Here is an 18,331-nt window from a genome sequence, read left to right as displayed (position 1 = left end):
CGGTAGCGGGCAGGCAGGAGCCGTGATGATTGTCCGGATCATGGGGGAAGGCCAGCTGGAGCTCGGCGACGCGCACCTGGCGGAGCTGAACGTGCTGGACGACGAGCTGCTGGCCGAGATGGAGGGCGGCGACGGCCCCGGCTTCCGGCGGACCCTCGGGGCCCTGCTGGACCGGGTGCGGGAGCTCGGCTCCCCCCTGCCGGACGCCGCCCTGGAGCCCTCCGAGCTGATCCTCCCGGCTCCGGACGCCACGCTGGAGGAGGTCCGGGAGATGCTCAGGGACGACGGTCTGATCCCGGGCTGAGCGAACCACCGGGTCCGTCGGGCGTGTCGGGCCCGCCGGGCGCGTCCGGTACGCCGTGCGCCTCGGGCGTGTCGGCGCCCCCGTGCCCCCCGGGGGCTGCGGGTCCGCCGCGGACGGCCGCCGGGTCGGTGCCGGGCGGATCCGGGTTGGGGGCTCCGCCGATCAGGTCCTGGAACTTCCGGCGGGGGCCCGCCCAGCGCCGGTCGTGGTGGAAGGCGCGCAGGCCCGCCCGGGCCCGGGCCTTCGGGCGGTTCGCGTAGAACCGCTGGGCGTACGGGGAGCCCGGCCGGGCCAGCCTGATCGCCCCGATCAGCGCGACGAACGGCACGAGGGTGCCGACGAGCGCGGTCCTGGGCTTGCCCTTCCAGAGGGCGACCAGGGCCAGGAAGAAGTTCGTCGCCGTGTTGACGGCGACCAGCCCGCGGTTGGCCCGCTCCTCCTCGGTGAGCTCGTTCACCCCGAACGGCAGGAACCCGCCGATCACCAGCGCCACCAGGGCCGCGGTGAGCACCACGATCTCCACGCTCTTGCGGCCCTGCTCGCTCCAGTACACGTCGTCGAGGTGCAGGACGAGCGCGAACTCGTCGAGGACGAGCCCCGCGCCCAGCCCGAAGATCACCGCCGACAGCATCGCCCCGAAGCCGTGCCGCCCGCTGCCGACCGCACCGAACCCGCCGATGACGGTCAGCACGATCCCCGGGACCACGTGGTGGACGTGCAGCCCGCCCGGGGTGACGTTCTTGAAGGGGCCCTTCCCGGCCCGGATCAGCCGGGTGATCGTCCGTGTGACCAGGAAGGACAGCACGAAGGACACCAGGGCGAGCAGCATCGGGAGCTTGCCCGGCTCGACGATGTTCCGATACCACCAGTGACCCATACCACCAGCTCCAGTTTTGGTACGTATTGGGAAATTTACCTGGCGTCAGGAGCGGGTAGCGTTCGCCGCGATGACCGAATCCCACCCGCCTTCGCAGCCCTCCCCGCCGCCGCTCCCCGCGGTGCCGCCGGCCGAGCGCGCCTCCCTCGCCGACGGGATCCGCTTCGCCTTCGGCACCCTGACCGTGCTGCCGGCCCGGATCACCCGCTGGGACCGCCCCGCCGCCCGCACGGGCATGGCCTGCGCCCCGCTGGCCGGGCTGGCCGTGGGGGCCTTCGCGGCCGCGCTGGGAGCCGTACTGCTGCTGCTCGGGGCCGGTCCGCTGCTCGCCGCCGTCGCCACCGTGGCCGTACCGGCGGCGCTGACCCGCGGGCTGCACCTCGACGGACTGGCGGACACCGCCGACGGGCTGGGCAGCGCCAAGCCCGCGCAGGACGCGCTGCGCATCATGAAGGCCTCGGACATCGGGCCGTTCGGCGTCATCGCCCTGGTCTTCCTGCTGCTGGCGCAGACCGCCGCCCTGGCGGAGCTGTACGGGCAGGGCTGGGTACGGGGCGCCCTGGCCGCGCTGGTGGCCGGGGCCGCCTCCCGGCTGGCCCTGACGCTGGCCTCGCGCGGGGGCGTTCCGGCGGCCCGCCCGGAGGGGCTGGGCGCGACCGTGGCCGGTGTGGTCCCCGGGCGGACGGCCGCCGCCGCGGTGGCGGTGGTGGTCCTCGCCTGTGCGGCGGCGGCGCTGCCGCTGGGCCCGGCGGCCGTACTCCAGCACGCGGCCGCGGTGGGCCTGGCGCTGGCCGCGGCCGAGGGGGTGCTGCGCCGGTGCACGGGGCGCTTCGGCGGGGTGACGGGGGACGTGTTCGGGGCGGTGGCCGAGGTCTCCGCCACCGCCGCCCTGGTCGTCCTCGCCCTGGGCTGAGCGCGGGCGCACCCGGCCGGCACCGGGAAGGGCGGTCAGCCGCCTGCCGGGCAGGTCCGGCGCCAGGGGCCCAGCTCGTACCTCTTGAGCAGCGAGCTCAGCCGCAGCCGGGCGCTCTGCGCGCAGAACCGCTCCACGGGCAGCTCGTACTCGGCGTGGAAGACCGCCTTCCCGGCCCGGGTGAAGGGCTCCAGACGGCCGCACTCCCGGTACTGGGCGCACTGCTCGTTGACGGCGAAGTCGAACTCCCCCACCAGGGCGGGGATCTGGTCGAGGTCGTTCTTCAGGCCCACGGCGAGCCCCCGGTCGTGTGCCAGCCGGGCGATCAGCCGGTTGTAGCGGAGCTGGTCGGCGGCGGTGAGCGGGAATCCGCTGTCGTTCCGGTAGCCGTCCATGTTGTCCGGCTCGACGGCGTCGAAGCCCTTCTCCAGGCACATGTCGAGGCGTGCGGCCATCAGGGGCTCCAGGACCTCCGTGCGGCGGATGTCGAGCCAGCGCTCGCCCTCCCAGCCGTTGCCCTTGCCGAGGACCCGCTCGGGGAACTCCCCCGCGTCCGGCCGGAACTCCTCCCAGGCGCCCGTGGACAGGTAGCAGATCACCTTGCGGCCCTTCCCGTGCAGCTGCGCCACCTGGCCTGCGGTGGTGGTGAACCCGTCCACGTCGTACACGGGCGCGTCCACCGACAGGTCCAGGGGGCCGCTGAGCTGCCACTGCCAGGCGGTGCCCGGCTCCGGCTGCCAGCGCGGGCCCGGCCGCGGCGCCGGCTTCTGCGTGCCGCCCGGCCCGGCTCCCCCGCCGGGGCCGTCCGCCGTGCAGCCGGCCGTCAGCAGCAGGGCGGCCGCGGCCGCCCAGGCCCCGCACGCCGCCCGCAGGCGGGCGCGGGGCCTGCGCGGGACGGTGGGCCGGGTCATCCGGCGGCCTCCAGGGCGTGCGGGAGGGTGCCCCAGGGGTGGGCGCCCGTCCCGGGGACGGCGCAGTGCACGGCGGCGCCGCGCTCCCGCGCCAGGGCGGCGGCGGGAGCGTCCTGCGGGGCGGCGTACACGAGGTGGCAGAACCGCTCGGCGGGGTGGCCGGCCGTCCACGCGGGCACCACGGCCTCCCGGTAGGCGTCCCAGGGCCCCTCGAAGGTGACGAGGAGGTCGGCGAACTCCGCGTAGCCGGGGTGCGGGTGGGCCCCGTGGTTGAGGACGAGGGTGCGGCATCCGGCGGCGCGGGCCGCGACGGCGAGCCGCCGGTAGTGGCCGAGCAGTTCGCCGTCGGCGGCGGCCTGGTCGAGGAAGGAGCCGTCGGCGCCGTACCAGTCCCGGTACCGCAGCAGGTCGCGCACCACCTCGGCGTGCGGGCGGCGGCCGTAGTCGGTATCGGTGTAGCCGAGGACCGGGACCCCGGCCTCGCGCAGCCGGGCGGCGACCGCGGCGAACCGCTCGTCGGGGGCCCCGCCCGGGCCGCTGTCGGGGTTGAGCACCACGGCGTACAGGCGCCGGGCCGAGCGGATCAGGGCCTCCCAGGCCTCGGGCCGGTCGGCGGGGTGCTCGTAGAGGGGCACCAGGAGCATGGCTTCCTTCGGTTCGGGCGGATCAAGGGGATCGGCGGATCGACGGGATCGGGGGCGGGCGGACCGGGTACGGGGCCTGCCGGCTCAGCGGTGGGCCGTGGCCCGGCCCAGCAGGGCGCAGACCAGTCCGGACAGGGCCGCGGCCGCCGTCCCGGCCACCGCGAGCTGCACCAGCCGCGGATCCCCGGTGCCGGTGAGCAGGGTGACGGTCTGGCAGGCGGCGGCCAGGGCGCAGACCCCCGCGGCCAGCCGCACCGCCCCGAAGGACTGGAGCAGCAGGCCGGTCCACATCACGGCGCCGAGCAGCAGCAGGGTGAGCAGCCGCAGTCCGCCGAGTCCGGGCGCGCCGGGCCACAGCAGGGTGCCGGTGATGCCGAGGAGCAGGAGGACGGCGAGGTAGGCGGTCAGGCATTCGGCGAGCCGGGCGGCCATCTGGCGCCGGAACTCCGCGGGGGTCAGGGCCGAGCGGAGTCCGGCGAGGCTGCCGCTGCGGAAGCGGTGCAGGAGCCATTCGGCGGGTCCCATGCTGAGGGTGAGGGCCACGGCGGAGGGTGCGGCCGCGGCGGCGGCCGTGCCGCCCGCGAGCACCTCGCCGAGGGCGGCGTACAGCACGAGCACGCCGGTGCCCAGGCCGAACACCCCGTACGGCAGGGAGTCCGCGAACCGGGGTCCGCGCGGGCCCGGGTCCTCCTCCGCGGTGCGCAGCACCCGCCAGCGCACCGGGCCGCCCTGGTCCCGGGCGGCCCGGCGGGCCCGGATGCGGGCCGCGGCGGCGCGGAAGCCGTCGCGGACGGGGAGTTCGCGGACGGCCAGCGAGCAGGCGGCCAGCAGGGAGGCGGCGAGCAGGCCGACCCGCAGCGCGTCGGGCAGTCCGACGGCCAGGGCGAGGACCGCGCCGGCGGCCATCGGGGCGAGGGCGCAGAGCAGGAGCCGCTCCCGGCCCAGGACGAGGAGCACGGTGGCGGCGCCGACGTAGCAGGCCTGTCCGGCGGCGAAGGCGGCCGGGAAGGCGGGGCCGGGGACGGCGAGGGCGGCCGCCGCGCCGAGCAGGGCGCCGGCGGGGGCGCCGACGAGCAGGGTGCGCCCGGCGGCGGCCCGGTCGCCGAGTCCCAGCCAGGAGTAGGCCCGGTGGGACAGGGTCTGGTCCCAGACCCAGCCGATGAGGGCGCCGGCGAGCAGGGTGAGGGTGCCGGAGGGCAGGCCGAGCCCGTCCGGGGGGCCTTCGAGGAGGGGGGCGCCGAGCACGTAGGCGAGGCCGGGCAGGACGAAGGCGATGCCGCGCAGCAGGCAGGCGGTGAGGGAGACCCGCCAGGGGTCGGGGAGCCGGTCGGGTTCGGGGTAGTCGCGGGGGACCCTGCGGTAGAGGTCCTCGGCGAGGGCGAAGGAGTCCTGGCGGCCGTACGCGAGGCGGATGTGCTCGTCGGTCATGCCGTCGGACTCCAGGACGGCGGCGATCTCGTCGGGGTGGACGGCCGCGGCGACGAGCACGCCGAGGCGTTCGGCGAGCTCCTCGATGGGGTCGGCGGCGGGGCCGGGCGGGCGGGTTCCGCTGGGGCCGGCCGGGCGGGCCGCGTGCGGGCCCGGCGGCGGTGCGGCGGGGCCAGCGGGTGCGGCGGCCGTCGTACTGGTCGTCGTGCCGGCGGGTCCGGCGGCCGACGTACCCGCCGACGTACCTGCCGTCGTACCGGCGGCTGCCGCAGCGGCCGGAGGAGCCGGGGCGGCCGCGGTCCTGCGGGGCCGCGGGATCCTCGGCAGGGTGTCCCGTCCCGACGGGGTGCCGGGCGTCAGCCACAGGCCCCCGCTCACCACAGGCTCCCGTCCGCCGCGAGCTCCCGGTACCAGGGGTCGGCGGTGGTCCAGGCCTCGCGTGCGGGGGCGGTCTGCGCGGGCACCGTCTCGGGGCCGCGGGCCAGTTCGCGGTAGATGTGCCGGAAGCCGTCGACCGAGCGGTGCAGGGTGAACTTCTCGACCACGCGCTCGCGCGAGAGGCGGCCCAGTTCGGCCCGGCGGGCGTCGTCGCGCAGCAGGGCGAGGGTGGCGCGGGCCATCAGCTCGGGCTCGCGCGGCGGGACGACCAGCCCGGTGTCGCCCACGGCCTCGCGGACCCCGCCGACGTCGGTGGAGACGGTGGTGCGCCCGCAGGACATGGCCTCGATGATGCTGAAGGGGAAGCCCTCGCTGATGCTGGACAGCATCACGATGCTGCCCGCCGCGTAGGCCCTGGCCACCTGGCTGATGCGGCCCTCGTACGTGATGCCGTCGGTGACGCCGAGTTCGGCGGCGAGCTTCTCGAGCCGGTCCTTGTAGTCCTCGCAGCCGGCCGGGACCGGTCCGAAGAGCCGCAGCCGCAGGACGGGCAGCTCCTCGCGCATCAGGGCGTAGGCCCGGATCAGGGTCTCCAGGTCCTTGATGGGGTCGATGCGCCCGCACCAGCTGAGGGTGGGGACCTCCGGTTCGGGTCCGGCCTCGGGGAAGAGGTGCGGGTCGACCCCGTTGTAGACGGTGCGGATCCGGTCGGCGGGGGCGCCGCCGCGCTCCTCCCAGCGCCGGTTGTACTGGTTGCAGGGGGTGATGAGGTCGGCCTGCCGGTAGCCCTCGGAGTTCAGCTCGCGGTAGAAGCCGAGCATGAGGGCCTTGACGGGCCAGCGCTGGGCGGCGGTGCGGTAGCCGAGGTAGCGCTCGCGCAGGTAGATGCCGTGCTCGGTGAGGAGGAAGGGCACCCCCTCGCGGTGTTTGGCGGTCAGGGCGGGGAGGGTGGCCAGTCCGCTGCTGACGGCGTGGGCCACGCAGTCCGCGGGGATGCGTACGGCGAGCGGGCGCAGGGCGTGCTCCAGCAGATCGGTGGCGGCGAGGGCGTCGTGGACGGCGGGCCGGGCCGCGGCGGTGGCCAGGTGGGGGCGGGTCCACACGGCCATGAGCAGCCGCAGGACGGATTCGGAGCGCAGGGCCGCGGAGAGGCGTCCGGCGCGGGCCAGGTCGGCGAGCTCGTACAGCGCCTCGGAGAACCGGGCCCCGGAGCGGCCGTCGGCGGGGTCGAGCAGGGCCAGCAGGAAGCGTTCGTACGTCTCGGCGAACCGGCGCTGCTCCCGGCCGCGCAGGGCGGTCCGCGCGGTGCGGCGGGGCGGCGGGCCCCACAGCGGTACGGCGGTGTGCCGGTACACGTTGCGGGGCAGCTCCCAGGTGACGGGTTCGCGGCCGGTGCCGGTGAGGGCGACGACGTTGAAGTCGACCTCCGGCATGCCGCGCACCAGTTGGTCGCACCAGGTGCTGACGCCCCCGTGGACGAGCGGGTAGGTGCCTTCGGTGAGCATGGTGACGTGGCGCCCATGGCTCATGCGGTGTGTCCCCCCATAGGACGTGAAGGGGCCGGCGCCCCGACCTCCGGTCGGTCGGGCGGGGCGCCGGCGCTGTGTGCTGCGGTGGGTCAGCTGGGCAGGCGCAGGGTGACGGCGCTCTGGAGGAGTTCGGGTGCGGTCCAGGCGGAGCGGGTGCCCGCGTAGGCCGTGCCGAAGGCGCCGGTGCCGAGGAGCAGCTGCTTGCGGGTGCCCTCGGGGGCGGTGACGGGGGCGGTGACCCCGGCGGGCGCCTTGACGGTGACGGTGGTGCCGATGCGGTGGGCGGTCACCCTGCCCTCGGCGAGGGCCTTCTCCCAGGCGGCGCGGCGGCCGAGCTCGACGCCGGTGTCCCGCTGACGCTGGTTGACCAGCGGGGTGTTGGCGGCGAAGAGCCCGCGGTAGGTGTCGAGCACCTGGTCGAGCACGGGGTAGAGGATCCGGTCCTCGGCCAGGTTGGACTGGTGCACGTAGTGCGGGCGCGGGTCGTTGGCCAGGACGTGCCGCAGGGCGGTACGGGCCTCCTGCGGGACGATGTAGTCGAGGTAGCCGGTGGCGGTGTCGAGCGGTTCGGGCAGGCAGGTGGAGGCCGGGTTGGACTCGCAGATGCCGCTGCCGCCGTCCTCGGTGCTGGTGTAGACCCAGTTGTACTCGTCGGCCATCTCGGCCCGCGTGCCGGTGTTGTAGTACACGTTCATCGGGTGCCGCGGGACGGTCTGGGCGCTGCCCACGGCCCGCTGGGCGGGTTCGCGGGAGTTGTCGCTCGCGATCCACTTCACGCCGTTGTCGGCGAGGGCCCCGGCCAGGTTGGGGTTGTCCTGGGGCTGCTGGGGCAGGGTCTTCAGGCCGGAGTGCTCGCCGGTGACGAGCTCGGAGCGGTCGACGTCCAGGCCCTTGGCGACTCCCCAGTCGTGGTTGTCGCGGATCTGCGCGGAGATCTCGGAGCGGCTCGTCCACCGGGTGGCGCCCTGCGCGGTCTTCGCGCAGGACCAGGGGACGGTGGAGGTGTCCTGGACGCAGCCGAGGAAGGGGTGGGTGAAGGTGTGGTTCACCCAGCGGTACTTGTTCTTGTCGGCCAGCAGCTGGGTGGTGAGCGGGTCGCTGCCGTGCGCCGCCTTCCACTCCTCGCCCTGGCCCGCGTTGTAGACCATGTCGAGGGTGAAGCCCTTGGCCTGCTGCCACTGGGCGGCGTACTGGGCGTCGGCGGCGGTCATCCGGATCTCGGAGGCCTCGCTCTCGCCGCCGGCGCAGTCGAAGTCGCCGGGGGTGCAGTCGAGCTCGGTGTCCCAGCGGGCGTCGGGGGCGAAGACGTCGTCGACGTGGACGGCGAAGTAGTTGCGGCTCTGGCCGAGGTGGACCCCCTGGGTGAGCCATTCGACGATGCCGCGGGCGAGCAGCCGGAACTGCCGCTGGTACTGGTTGTAGCCGAAGGTGACGACCAGTTCGGTGCGGCCGTCGTGGACGTACTCGCCGACGAGGGAGGCCCGTCCGGAGCCCACGGGGGCGTCCAGGAAGCTGGTGTAGCCGGGGCGCGGCTTGCCGAGGAACCCGTAGCTCTCCGGGATGAGGGGGGAGTTGTCCTCGAAGGTGACCTGGCCGGCGAGGTAGCCGAAGGGCCCGGCCCGGCCCGCGGGGGTGACGGCGGCCTCGGCCCCGTCGAGGGTGCCGGCGTAGCCGCCGTTGTCGGTGTACTCGAGGCCGACCCCGGGGTGGGCCCAGGTGTACGCGTCGACCTGGCGGATGCCGAACGCGCTCTCGTACGCCGCCAGGGCGGCCATCTCGGCGGAGCCGGCTCCGAACGGGTCCTCGTTGGGCAGCACCACGCCCTGGTACTTCGCCCGGGGCCGTCCGTCGACCGTGTCGCTGAGGAAGGCCGCGTCGATCCGCGGCCGCCCCTGCTCGCCGAGCCCGATCCGCGTGTACGGCACCCCGGTGTCGCGCAGTTCCGCGGTGACCGCCTCGACGGCGCTGCCGCCGTCGTCGACGACGAGCACCTTGAGGTCGATGCGCGGTGTGGCGGCCTCGGCCGCGGCGCGCGCCGACGCCGCCGGTACCGCCACGGAGACGAGCGCCGCCGCGATGCATGCGGCGGCCGCCCTGTTCATCCGGTTCCTGTGGAGCATCCTGGCCTTCCAGCCTTTCCCCCCGCAGCAGCCCGCCCCCGTCCGGCCGTGGGGGACCGAACGGGTGAGGCTCTGTGGAAATAGTGCAAAGGAACCCCGCGTCCCCTTGCGAAGGTGGCTCGAGTGTTGCGGACCGGCTCCTGCGTAGGCGGCAAACCTGGAGCAGAGACCACAGATGGGTGAACCGGTCACCGCCGGGGTCGAACAACCTGGCCATCCTTCGAGTGGCGTACGGGTGAGTGCGGGCGCGTAAGGTCATTTCCGGCAGCCGCAGGGCCCCGCATACGATCGCCAGTACGGCCGCCACCCTCACGGCCTCCCCAAACAACGGAAGCGAGACCTCACCACCGTGACTGCTCTGACTCTCAGCACTGCCGGCGCGGCGACGCTGCGCGCCGACGCCCTCGTCGTCGGTGTGGCGAAGGGCGCCAAGGGCCCCGTCGTCGCCCCGGGCGGCGAGGCCGTCGAGACCGCGTTCGACGGAAAGCTCGCCTCGGTCCTGGAGGCCCTGGGCGCCTCGGGCTCCGAGGGCGAGGTCACCAAGCTGCCCGCCCCGGACGGCCTGAAGGTCCCGGTCGTGCTGGCGGTCGGCCTCGGCTCCGTGCCGGACGAGGACGAGGCGTACGACGAGGAGCTGCTGCGCCGCGCCGCCGGTGCCGCCGCCCGTGCCCTGACCGGTGTCAAGAAGGCCGCCTTCGCGCTGCCGCTGGAGGACGCCTCCGCCGTCACCGCCGTGGCCGAGGGCGCCCTGCTGGGCGCGTACGCCTTCACCGCCTACCAGGGCGGCGGCAAGAAGGGCGCCAAGGGCGAGGGCCCCAAGCAGCCCCTCGCCGAGGTGGCCCTGCTCGGCGCCAAGCCGCGCGACAAGGAGCACAAGGCCGCGGCCGAGCGCGCGAAGATCGTCGCGAACGAGGTCAACATCGCCCGCGACCTGATCAACACCCCGCCGAACGACCTGACCCCCGAGGCCTTCGCCGCCGTCGCCTCCGCGACCGCCAAGGAGCTCGGCGTCAAGGTGCAGGTGCTGGACGAGAAGGCCCTGCTCAAGGGCGGGTACGGCGGCATCATGGGCGTGGGCCAGGGCTCCGCGAACCCGCCCCGCCTGGTGAAGATCAGCTACACCCACGCCAAGGCGGAGAAGTCCCTCGCCTTCGTCGGCAAGGGCATCACGTACGACTCGGGCGGCATCTCCCTGAAGCCGGCCGGCCACAACGAGACCATGAAGTGCGACATGTCCGGCGCGGCCGCCGTCTTCTCGGCCGTCGTCGCGATCGCGCGCCTGGGCCTCGAGGTCAACGTCACCGGCTGGCTCGCCCTCGCCGAGAACATGCCCTCCGGCACCGCCACCCGCCCGGGTGACGTGCTGCGCATGTACAGCGGCAAGACCGTCGAGGTCCTCAACACGGACGCCGAGGGCCGCCTGGTCCTGGCCGACGCGCTGACCAAGGCCTCCGAGGAGAACCCGGACGCGATCGTCGACGTGGCCACCCTGACCGGCGCGATGGTGCTGGCCCTGGGCGACCGCACCTTCGGCATCATGGCCAACGACGACGCCTTCCGGACCTCGATCCACGAGATCGCCGAGGAGGTCGGCGAGCAGTCCTGGCCGATGCCGCTCCCCGCGGACCTGCGCAAGTCCATGGACTCCCCCACCGCCGACATCGCGAACATGGGCGTCCGCATGGGCGGCGGCCTGGTGGCCGGCCTGTTCCTGCAGGAGTTCATCGGCGAGGGCATCACCTGGGCCCACCTCGACATCGCCGGCCCGGCCTTCCACGAGGGCGCGCCGTTCGGCTACACCCCCAAGGGCGGCACCGGCTCGGCCGTCCGCACCCTGGTGCGCCTGGCCGAGCGCACCGCCACCGGCGACCTGGGCTGACCCGGCTGCCCGCGCGCAACACGGGCACACGGCCCCGGACCTGCACAGGTCCGGGGCTGTCCGTGTCGGCGCACCCCGCGGGCGGCGCCCGGTCGAGGACCGGTGCACCGCCGCCGGAGACCCGGCGGGCCTCCGGCGGACCCGTTGCGGAGCCCCGGCGGTCCGCAACGGAATCCGCAGCCCCCTACGCGGCGGTAACCCCCTGGCGGGGGCCGAACCGCCCGCCGCACCCCGGGCCCGGCGTCCCGCGTTCCCTCGACAAGTGCGAAGATGGGTTCTCGGCAGGACAGGGCCCCCACCACAGGGCCGAAGATAAGCGGCCGAACACCAGCCGCCGCCCGGTCCGGAAGACCGGCGCCCGGCGCACATGCATGGAGGACGTGACGTGGCGAACGACGCCAGCACCGTTTTCGACCTAGTGATCCTCGGCGGTGGCAGTGGCGGTTACGCCGCGGCGCTCCGCGCATCGCAGCTGGGTCTGGACGTTGCCCTGATCGAGAAGAACAAGCTCGGCGGCACCTGCCTGCACAACGGCTGCATCCCCACGAAGGCTCTGCTGCACGCGGGCGAGGTCGCGGACCAGGCCCGCGAAGCCGCCCAGTTCGGCGTCAAGGCCTCTTTCGAGGGCATCGACATCGCGGGCGTCCACAAGTACAAGGACGACGTGATCGCCGGCCTGTACAAGGGCCTGCAGGGTCTGGTGGCCTCCCGCAAGGTGACCTACATCGAGGGCGAGGGCCGCCTGTCCTCCCCGACCTCCGTCGACGTGAACGGCCAGCGCGTCCAGGGCCGCCACGTCCTGCTGGCGACCGGCTCCGTGCCGAAGTCCCTGCCGGGCCTGGAGATCGACGGAAACCGCATCATCTCCTCGGACCACGCGCTGGTCCTGGACCGCGTGCCGGCCTCGGCGATCATCCTGGGCGGCGGCGTCATCGGCGTCGAGTTCGCCTCGGCGTGGAAGTCCTTCGGCACCGACGTCACCGTCGTCGAGGGCCTCAAGCACCTCGTCCCGGTCGAGGACGAGAACAGCTCGAAGCTGCTGGAGCGCGCGTTCCGCAAGCGCGGCATCAAGTTCAACCTCGGCACCTTCTTCGAGAAGGCCGAGTACACCGAGACCGGCGTCCGGGTCACCCTGGCCGACGGCAAGACCTTCGAGGCCGAGGTGCTGCTGGTCGCCATCGGCCGCGGCCCGGTCTCGCAGGGCCTCGGCTACGAGGAGCAGGGCGTCGCGATGGACCGCGGCTACGTCCTCGTCGACGAGTACATGCAGACCAACGTGCCGACCATCTCGGCCGTCGGCGACCTCGTCCCGACCCTCCAGCTCGCGCACGTCGGCTTCGCCGAGGGCATCCTGGTGGCCGAGCGCCTCGCCGGCCTGAAGACCGTCCCGATCGACTACGACGGTGTGCCGCGCGTCACGTACTGCCACCCCGAGGTCGCCTCCGTCGGCATCACCGAGGCCAAGGCCAAGGAGGTCTACGGTGCGGACAAGGTCGTCGCCCTGAAGTACAACCTGGCGGGCAACGGCAAGAGCAAGATCCTGAAGACCGCGGGCGAGATCAAGCTCGTCCAGGTCAAGGACGGTGCCGTGGTCGGCGTCCACATGGTCGGTGACCGGATGGGCGAGCAGGTCGGCGAAGCCCAGCTGATCTACAACTGGGAAGCCCTGCCGGCCGAGGTCGCGCAGCTCATCCACGCGCACCCGACGCAGAACGAGGCGCTCGGCGAGGCCCACCTGGCCCTCGCGGGCAAGCCCCTGCACTCCCACGACTAGCAGTCACGGGCGCGACGACCACTTCCGCAATTCGTAAGGAGCAACAGAAACCATGGCGGTTTCCGTAACCCTTCCGGCGCTCGGTGAGAGCGTCACAGAGGGCACTGTCACCCGCTGGCTGAAGGCCGAGGGCGAGCGCGTCGAGGCCGACGAGCCGCTCCTCGAGGTGTCGACCGACAAGGTCGACACCGAGATCCCGGCCCCCGCTTCCGGCATCCTGGCGTCCATCAAGGTCGCCGAGGACGAGACCGTCGAGGTCGGCGCCGAGCTGGCCATCATCGACGACGGCACGGGTGCGCCCGCTGCCGCCCCGGCTCCGGCCGCCGAGACGGTGGTGGCCGAGGCCCCCGCCGCCGAGGCCCCGGCCTCCGAGGCCCCGGCGGCCTCGGAGGCGCCCACGGTCGCGGCCCCCGCCGCGTCCGGCACGGACGTCGTGCTCCCCGCCCTGGGCGAGTCCGTCACCGAGGGCACCGTCACCCGCTGGCTGAAGGCCGTCGGCGAGTCGGTCGACGCCGACGAGCCGCTGCTCGAGGTCTCCACCGACAAGGTCGACACCGAGATCCCGGCGCCGGTTTCCGGCACCCTGCTGGAGATCCTGGTCGGCGAGGACGAGACCGCCGAGGTCGGCGCCCGTCTGGCCGTCATCGGCGTCGCGGGTGCGGCTCCGGCCGCTCCGGCGGCTCCCGCCGCCCCGGCTCCGGTCGAGGCCGCGGCCCCGGCCGCCGCTCCGGCTCCGGCCGCCCCGGCCGCTCCGGCCGCGGCTCCCGCCCCGGCGGCTCCCGCCGCCCCGGTGGCCGCCCCGGCCCCGGTCCAGGCTGCCGCCCCGGTGGCCGCCCCGGCTCCGGTCGCCCCCGCGGCCCCCGCGGCTCCGGCTCCGGCCGGCGACGAGGGCGCGTACGTGACCCCGCTGGTGCGCAAGCTCGCCTCGGAGTCCGGCGTCAACCTGTCCTCGGTCACGGGCACCGGTGTCGGCGGCCGTATCCGCAAGCAGGACGTCCTGGCCGCCGCCGAGGCCGTCAAGGCCGCTGCCGCCGCTCCGGCGCCGGCTGCCGCCCCGGCCGCCAAGGCCCCGGCCGCGGCCGCGGCCGCCGCGGTCTCGGAGCTGCGCGGCCAGACCGTCAAGATGACCCGCATGCGCAAGGTCATCGGCGACAACATGATGAAGGCGCTGCACGGGCAGGCCCAGCTGTCCTCCGTGATCGAGGTGGACATCACCAAGATCATGAAGCTGCGGGCGCAGGCCAAGGACTCGTTCCTGGCCCGCGAGGGCGTCAAGCTCTCCCCCATGCCGTTCTTCGTCAAGGCCGCGGCCCAGGCGCTGAAGACCCACGCGGTCGTCAACGCCCGGATCAACGAGGACGAGGGCACCATCACCTACTTCGACTCGGAGAACATCGGCATCGCCGTGGACTCCGAGAAGGGCCTGATGACCCCGGTCATCAAGGGTGCGGGCGACCTCAACCTGGCCGGCATCGCCAAGGCGACCGCCGACCTGGCCGGCAAGGTCCGCGGGAACAAGATCACTCCGGACGAGCTGTCCGGCGCGACCTTCACCATCAGCAACACCGGCTCGCGCGGTGCCCTCTTCGACACCGTCATCGTGCCCCCGAACCAGGTCGGCATCCTGGGCATCGGTGCGACCGTCAAGCGTCCCGTGGTCATCAACCACCCGGACCTCGGCGAGACCATCGCGGTCCGCGACATGACCTACCTGACGCTGTCGTACGACCACCGCCTGGTCGACGGCGCGGACGCCGCCCGCTACCTGACCGCCGTCAAGGCGATCCTGGAGGCCGGCGAGTTCGAGGTGGAGCTCGGCCTGTAGTACCGGGGCTTGTAACGAGCCTCACGTCGGCGCCCCCGCCCGGAGCACTTCCGGGCGGGGGCGCCGCCGTATTGTCTACGCACAAGGCCCTCCCGACCCCCAGGAGATGAATCCCAGATGATCACCCCACCCGTGGTGCACTCGCTGCGCGAGCAGATCCGCGAGCACATCGTGGAGGGGATCGTCAGCGGCCGCTGGAAGCCCGGCGAGCGGATCGTGGAGCGCCGGATCGCGGTGGAGCTGGAGGTCAGCCAGACGCCCGTACGGGAGGCCCTGCGCGAGCTGGAGACCCTGCGGCTGATCGAGTCCGCCCCCAACAAGGGCGTACGGGTCCGCAACCTGACCGCCTCCGACCTGGACGAGATCTACCCGGTCCGGGCCGGTCTGGAGCAGATCGCCGCCGAGCTGGCGGCCCCCCGGCTGGCCTCGGACGCCGGGCTGCTGGACAGCCTCCTGGAGCCCCACGTGACCGCCCTGCGCGAGGCGGACCGCACGGAGGACAGCACGGCGCAGGTGCGGCACACCGTGGCCTTCCACCGGGCGATGGTGGGCGCGGCGGGCAACAGCGTGCTGCTGCACACCTGGGAGTCGCTGGGCATCGAGGTGTTCACGGCCCTGTCGATCCGCTGGCTGGGGACCGTCCAGAAGGCCTTCGCCGAGGAGCACGAGATGCTCGTCGAGGCCTTCCGCCGCAGCGATCCCGAGATCGGCCTCCTGGTGAAGCGGCACGTGCTCGGATGTGCACCGCAGGCCTGAGGCCGCCCCTTCTGTACCGGTTTGCCCTGGCACTGCGTGCCCTATACAACGGCACGCGATGCCGACTTTCGCCGGTCGAGCAAATTTTCGCCAGTTTTCTTTGATCGATCATCGATCAGGCATTTACAGTCTTTCGCGGACCACAACCAGGTCCGGATGCCCTGTCCTGCCCGTCAGGGACCCAAAAGTCTTCACCCGCTCCACCAGTCCGGAAGGCGGCGCACACCGATGTCCGACCCCGTAGCAAAGCTTCCGAGCGAGCTCGACCAGCTCCCGGACCGCGACACCGAAGAGACCGCCGAATGGGCGCAGTCCCTCGACGCCGTCGCCAAGGCCGCCGGTACCCGGCGCGCCGAATACCTGCTGCGCCGCACGCTCCAGCACGCCGAGGCGGCAGGGCTCGCCCTGCCCAAGCTGCTGGAGACGGACTACGTCAACACCATCCCCACCGCCGCGGAGCCCTCGTTCCCCGGTGACGAGGAGATGGAAGCGAAGATCACCGCCTGGAACCGCTGGAACGCGGCCGCCATGGTCACCCGCGGCTCCAAGTACGGCGTCGGCGGCCACATCGCCACCTTCGCCTCGGCCGCCTGGCTCTACGAGACCGGCTTCCAGCACTTCTTCCGGGGCAAGGAGCAGGACGGCTCCGGCGACCAGCTGTACATCCAGGGCCACGCCTCCCCCGGCATCTACGCCCGCGCCTTCCTCGACGGGCGCATCTCCGAGCAGCAGCTCGACAACTTCCGGCAGGAGTCGGGCGGCAACGGCCTGCCCTCCTACCCGCACCCGCGGCGCCTGCCCTGGCTGTGGGAGTTCCCCACGGTCTCCATGGGCCTCGGCCCGCTCTCGGCGATCTACCAGGCGCGCTTCAACCGCTACCTGCAGAACCGCCGGATCAAGGACACCGCCAACTCGCACGTCTGGGCCTTCCTGGGCGACGGCGAGATGGACGAGCCCGAGTCGACCGCCGCCCTCGCGCTGGCGGCCCGCGAGGGCCTCGACAACCTCACCTTCGTGGTCAACTGCAACCTGCAGCGCCTCGACGGCCCGGTGCGCGCCAACTTCCGCATCGTGCAGGAGCTGGAGGCCCAGTTCCGCGGCGCCGGCTGGAACGTGGTCAAGACCCTGTGGGGCTCCGCCTGGGACGAGCTGTTCCAGCTGGACACCACGGGCGCCCTGGTCCGCCGCCTGCGGGAGACCCCGGACGCGCAGTTCCAGACGTACGCGACCCGCGACGCGGCGTACATCCGCGAGCGCTTCTTCGGCGGCGACCCGGCCCTCGCGGCCCTGGGGCAGCTGCTGAGCGACGCGAAGATCGCCGAGTGCTTCCACACCTCGCGCGGCGGCCACGAGCCCCGCAAGGTCTACGCCGCGTACAAGGCCGCCCTGGAGCACAAGGGCGCGCCGACGGTGATCCTCGCGCAGACCGTCAAGGGCTACACGCTGGGCTCCGGGTTCGAGTCGAAGAACGCGAACCACCAGATGAAGAAGCTGACGGTCGACGAGTTCAAGGACATGCGCGACCTGCTCGGCCTGCCGATCCCGGACAGCGCCTTCGCCGACGGCCAGGTGCCGTACGGCCACCCGGGCGCCGACTCCCCCGAGGTCCGCTACCTGCACGAGCGCCGCGCGGCCCTCGGCGGCCCGGCCCCGGCCCGCCGGGTCCACCAGAGCGCCCTGCCGCTGCCGGCGGACAAGTCCTACGCCCCGCTGCTCAAGGGTTCCGGCAAGCAGGAGATGGCCACCACCATGGCCTTCGTCCGGCTGGTCAAGGACTTGATGCGGGACAAGGAGACCGGCCGCCGCTGGGTGCCGATCGTCCCCGACGAGGCCCGCACCTTCGGCATGGAGTCCCTCTTCCCGTCCGCGGGCATCTACTCCCCGCTGGGCCAGACGTACGAGCCGGTCGACCGCGACCAGCTGATGTACTACAAGGAGGCCAAGGACGGCCAGATCCTCAACGAGGGGATCACCGAGGCCGGCGCCATGGCCGACTTCATCGCCGCCGCCACGTCGTACGCGACGCACGGCGAGACGATGATCCCGTTCTACATCTTCTACTCGATGTTCGGCTGGCAGCGGACCGGCGACCAGATGTGGCAGCTCGCCGACCAGCTCGGCAAGGGCTTCATCGTGGGCGCCACCGCGGGCCGCACCACCCTGACGGGTGAGGGCCTCCAGCACGCCGACGGCCACTCGCACCTGATCGCGGCCACCAACCCGGCCTCGCTCAACTACGACCCGGCCTTCGCGTACGAGATCGCGGTGATCGTCAAGGACGGTCTGGAGCGGATGTACGGCGAGAAGCCCGAGGACGTCTTCTACTACCTGACGGTCTACAACGAGCCCAAGCCGCAGCCGGCCATGCCCGCGGGCGTGGAAGAGGGCATCGTCAAGGGCCTGTACCGCTTCAACACGGCGGCGGCCCTGGCCGGCCAGGGCCTGGCCGTGCCGGCCGCGGACGCCCCGAAGATCCAGCTGATGGCCTCGGGTACGGCCATCCACTGGATCCTGGAGGCCCAGCGCCTGCTGGCCGCCGACTGGAACGTCTCCGCCGACGTGTGGTCCGCCACCTCGTGGGGCGAGCTGCGGCGCGAGGCCCTGGAGTGCGACGAGGCGCTGCTGAACGGCGAGGAGCGCACCCCCTACGTCACCAAGGTGCTGGAGGGCGCCCCCGGCCCGGTGCTGGCGGTATCCGACTGGATGCGCCAGGTGCCGGACCAGATCAGCCAGTGGGTGCCGCAGGACTACACCTCGCTGGGTACGGACGGCTTCGGCCTCTCCGACACCCGCGACGGCGCCCGCCGCCACTTCGGCGTGGACCCGCAGTCGATCGTGGTCGCAGCCCTGGCGCAGCTGGCCCGCCGCGGCGAGGTCCCGGCGTCGGCGGTCAAGGAGGCGCGGGAGCGCTACGGCCTGTAGGCCCGGCCGGCAGGTCCTGAGCACGTGCGGGCGGCCGCACCCCCGACGGGGGTGCGGCCGCCCCCGTGCGT

At 73.5% G+C, this 18,331-nt stretch carries 12 protein-coding genes and 1 pseudogene; 7 read left to right on the top strand and 6 right to left on the bottom strand.

Annotated elements, in window-relative coordinates; translation table 11 throughout:
- Window positions 1-25: 25 nt before the first annotated feature.
- Window positions 26-304: a PspA-associated protein PspAA gene (gene pspAA / locus ACZ7JZ_RS04485; RefSeq protein ID WP_470933071.1), complete on the top strand. Its 279-nt coding sequence runs from the start codon at window positions 26-28 to the stop codon at window positions 302-304.
- Window positions 305-437: 133 nt separating this feature from the next.
- On the opposite strand, the pseudogene ACZ7JZ_RS04480 reads toward pspAA, so the two are convergent.
- A pseudogene (locus ACZ7JZ_RS04480) lies at window positions 438-1,181 on the bottom strand (hypothetical protein); the annotation flags it as partial.
- 70 nt (window positions 1,182-1,251) lie between these two features.
- Here ACZ7JZ_RS04480 and ACZ7JZ_RS04475 point away from each other — a divergent pair.
- Entirely contained in the window at window positions 1,252-2,094 is an 843-nt protein-coding gene (locus ACZ7JZ_RS04475) for an adenosylcobinamide-GDP ribazoletransferase (RefSeq protein WP_470933069.1), read from the top strand.
- A gap of 35 nt (window positions 2,095-2,129) precedes the next feature.
- Here the strand turns inward: ACZ7JZ_RS04475 and ACZ7JZ_RS04470 are convergent, their stop codons facing one another.
- The 5 genes from ACZ7JZ_RS04470 to ACZ7JZ_RS04450 all read right to left on the bottom strand — a co-directional run bounded on the left by ACZ7JZ_RS04470 (window position 2,130) and on the right by ACZ7JZ_RS04450 (window position 9,104).
- Complete coding sequence (locus tag ACZ7JZ_RS04470; protein ID WP_470933067.1) at window positions 2,130-3,005, bottom strand: endo alpha-1,4 polygalactosaminidase; 876 nt, start codon at window positions 3,003-3,005, stop codon at window positions 2,130-2,132.
- A complete protein-coding gene (locus ACZ7JZ_RS04465) occupies window positions 3,002-3,649 on the bottom strand; it encodes a spherulation-specific family 4 protein (RefSeq protein WP_470933065.1) in 648 nt (215 codons plus the stop codon). Before ACZ7JZ_RS04465 ends, ACZ7JZ_RS04470 begins: the two co-directional genes overlap by 4 nt.
- Before the next feature lie 84 nt (window positions 3,650-3,733).
- Entirely contained in the window at window positions 3,734-5,455 is a 1,722-nt protein-coding gene (locus ACZ7JZ_RS04460) for a hypothetical protein (RefSeq protein WP_470933063.1), read from the bottom strand.
- Complete coding sequence (gene pelF, locus ACZ7JZ_RS04455; RefSeq protein ID WP_470933061.1) at window positions 5,452-6,984, bottom strand: GT4 family glycosyltransferase PelF; 1,533 nt, start codon at window positions 6,982-6,984, stop codon at window positions 5,452-5,454. The genes ACZ7JZ_RS04460 and pelF overlap by 4 nt, the downstream gene beginning before the upstream one ends.
- An 89-nt stretch (window positions 6,985-7,073) precedes the next feature.
- Window positions 7,074-9,104, bottom strand: coding sequence for a hypothetical protein (locus tag ACZ7JZ_RS04450; protein ID WP_470933059.1), 2,031 nt, complete (start codon window positions 9,102-9,104; stop codon window positions 7,074-7,076).
- 349 nt (window positions 9,105-9,453) lie between these two features.
- On the opposite strand from ACZ7JZ_RS04450, the gene ACZ7JZ_RS04445 reads away from it, so the two are divergent.
- The 5 genes from ACZ7JZ_RS04445 (at window position 9,454) to aceE (ending at window position 18,260) form a co-directional block, all read left to right on the top strand.
- Window positions 9,454-10,983 carry a leucyl aminopeptidase gene (locus ACZ7JZ_RS04445; protein ID WP_470933057.1) on the top strand — a complete coding sequence of 510 codons (1,530 nt, stop codon included), beginning with the start codon at window positions 9,454-9,456 and terminating at the stop codon, window positions 10,981-10,983.
- A 385-nt stretch (window positions 10,984-11,368) separates the two neighbouring features.
- Window positions 11,369-12,757 (top strand): dihydrolipoyl dehydrogenase, encoded by a 1,389-nt coding sequence (gene lpdA / locus ACZ7JZ_RS04440; protein WP_470933055.1) that lies wholly within the window; start codon window positions 11,369-11,371, stop codon window positions 12,755-12,757.
- 52 nt (window positions 12,758-12,809) lie between these two features.
- A complete protein-coding gene (gene sucB / locus ACZ7JZ_RS04435; protein WP_470933053.1) occupies window positions 12,810-14,582 on the top strand; it encodes a 2-oxoglutarate dehydrogenase, E2 component, dihydrolipoamide succinyltransferase in 1,773 nt (590 codons plus the stop codon).
- Between the two features lie 120 nt (window positions 14,583-14,702).
- A complete protein-coding gene (locus tag ACZ7JZ_RS04430; RefSeq protein WP_470933401.1) occupies window positions 14,703-15,338 on the top strand; it encodes a GntR family transcriptional regulator in 636 nt (211 codons plus the stop codon).
- 228 nt (window positions 15,339-15,566) lie between these two features.
- Window positions 15,567-18,260: a pyruvate dehydrogenase (acetyl-transferring), homodimeric type gene (gene aceE, locus ACZ7JZ_RS04425; protein WP_470933051.1), complete on the top strand. Its 2,694-nt coding sequence runs from the start codon at window positions 15,567-15,569 to the stop codon at window positions 18,258-18,260.
- Window positions 18,261-18,331: the final 71 nt, after the last annotated feature.

It is taken from the genome of Streptomyces sp. NPDC038213 (genome assembly GCF_055600495.1).
The sequence above is the reverse complement of the archived record's forward strand: the minus strand, read 5'-3'. Positions and strand labels throughout refer to the sequence as shown.

Coding starts and splice junctions, on each gene's coding strand:
- sucB (WP_470933053.1), top strand. CDS start 12,810: ATGGCGGTTTCCGTAACCCTTCCGGCGCTCGGTGAGAGCGTCACAGAG.
- pspAA (WP_470933071.1), top strand. CDS start 26: ATGATTGTCCGGATCATGGGGGAAGGCCAGCTGGAGCTCGGCGACGCG.
- aceE (WP_470933051.1), top strand. CDS start 15,567: ATGTCCGACCCCGTAGCAAAGCTTCCGAGCGAGCTCGACCAGCTCCCG.
- pelF (WP_470933061.1), bottom strand. CDS start 6,984: ATGAGCCATGGGCGCCACGTCACCATGCTCACCGAAGGCACCTACCCG.
- ACZ7JZ_RS04475 (WP_470933069.1), top strand. CDS start 1,252: ATGACCGAATCCCACCCGCCTTCGCAGCCCTCCCCGCCGCCGCTCCCC.
- ACZ7JZ_RS04465 (WP_470933065.1), bottom strand. CDS start 3,649: ATGCTCCTGGTGCCCCTCTACGAGCACCCCGCCGACCGGCCCGAGGCC.
- ACZ7JZ_RS04450 (WP_470933059.1), bottom strand. CDS start 9,104: ATGCTCCACAGGAACCGGATGAACAGGGCGGCCGCCGCATGCATCGCG.
- ACZ7JZ_RS04470 (WP_470933067.1), bottom strand. CDS start 3,005: ATGACCCGGCCCACCGTCCCGCGCAGGCCCCGCGCCCGCCTGCGGGCG.